Source organism: Candidatus Kurthia intestinigallinarum, from assembly GCF_003991225.1.
In the GTDB taxonomy this organism is placed as follows: domain Bacteria; phylum Bacillota; class Bacilli; order Bacillales_A; family Planococcaceae; genus Kurthia; species Kurthia populi.
On record NZ_JTFC01000241.1, the window covers coordinates 1 to 1391 of the forward strand.

2 protein-coding genes are annotated in these 1391 nt (G+C 29.8%); both read left to right on the forward strand.

Features of this window, described 5'->3' with window-relative positions; all coding sequences use genetic code 11:
* The coding region (locus QI30_RS20170; RefSeq protein WP_233600658.1) for a hypothetical protein at window positions 1-343 on the forward strand (343 nt) is incomplete at its 5' end.
* Between the two features lie 308 nt (window positions 344-651).
* The gene (locus QI30_RS20175; protein ID WP_126992160.1) at window positions 652-1041 is read left to right on the forward strand and encodes a hypothetical protein; all 390 of its coding nucleotides are present in this window, start codon (window positions 652-654) and stop codon (window positions 1039-1041) included.
* Window positions 1042-1391 lie beyond the last annotated feature (350 nt).

Below are 1391 nucleotides of genomic sequence, written 5' to 3' on the forward strand. Positions count from 1 at the left end.
CATAACATCCCTCCAACAAAATACGCAAGATCAGGATATACACGCTACATATATACGTATTGCGGAGGAACTATTAAGTAGAATGGAAATCATGAATGAAAAAGAAAAACAGATAAAAGGGAATGAACAAAAATTGGATACATTTCGAAATTATAAAAAAGTAGAGCTTAGCAGTTCATCTTCAATTAGAATGTCAACCGAAGTAATTGATATCTTAAGATATTTGAAAATGTCTAGAGATTGTAAAAGCATAGATGATTTAATTCGTTCGTTGTTGGACCGTGAATTAGATTATTTATCTGAAGCAGAACTACAATATTGTATAGAGAAGCTACACGCATAAATAAATTATTGACTGAAAGGGCAGCTTATTTTTTAGCTGCTCTTTCTTTATATAGAAATCTGATATCAATTATATGAGTTTGAGAAATTTAGCAAAATACGTATGCAAGTACGCGTAACGGGTTATTATGAGAGTTTACAAAAACAGAGCATACGTTCTCGTTTTGTGATATCTTTAAATATGGATAAAATTTGAATTTATAATGTCTTAAAACTAATTTATCTATAATTCAGATAAATGACGTCATTTAAGAAAGGCAAAACTTTTAGAATATATAAATGATGTTACGCAGTAAAGGAAGGAATCTAATGGATAATCAATCAAAAGAAACTATTATTAAAAACCTGCAGCAATTTATTAATTTTACACAACGCTCAAATAGTTGGTTCATTGAAAAAACAAATATTTCAAAAGAAGATTTCGAAAATCTGTTAAATGGTGAAGGAGATATTTTGAACAACATTGAAAAAATCCTGCAGCTTTATGGCATTGAGAATAAGTTCTATTTTCATCAGAAAGATTTTAAATTACCAGAACGTCCGCGTAATCGATTAATAACAGATCTTCCTTCGATTCATCGAGAAGAAGTTAAAAATGAAGAAACAGATTTTAAATTGACGATGGAAATGTTAGATGATTTTGTAAATATATTTGAACTTTTGAAGGCCAATCAAGTAAATAAAGTTAACTATAAATAAGAGTAGACAAAATCGGCTACTCGGTACGATAAATGTATCAATCAAACGAGATGCTATTTCTATGCCTACAAATAAATTAACCATTGTCTTAGTTAAACTATATCTCTTTCCAGCTGAAGCTGAAACGCTCCATTCCGCTCATGATGCAGCTGGATCAAGTTATATCATCGAAACCGCTGAAACCGAAATTTCCCTCTTCAATGACGTAAATCAGTGCATCATCTACTATTGTCAATCTTAACCATTTGTATTCCTACTCAAAGAAAAATAATTAGTGAATCTAAAAATAAGCATATTTCTGCAATTAATCTTTCTAATGGAAAAATCATACAAAATATAATTAGCTTCTA

What these genes read in the sequence shown, in the direction of transcription:
- QI30_RS20175 (WP_126992160.1), top strand. Translation starts at nt 652, where the DNA reads ATGGATAATCAATCAAAAGAAACTATTATTAAAAACCTGCAGCAATTT.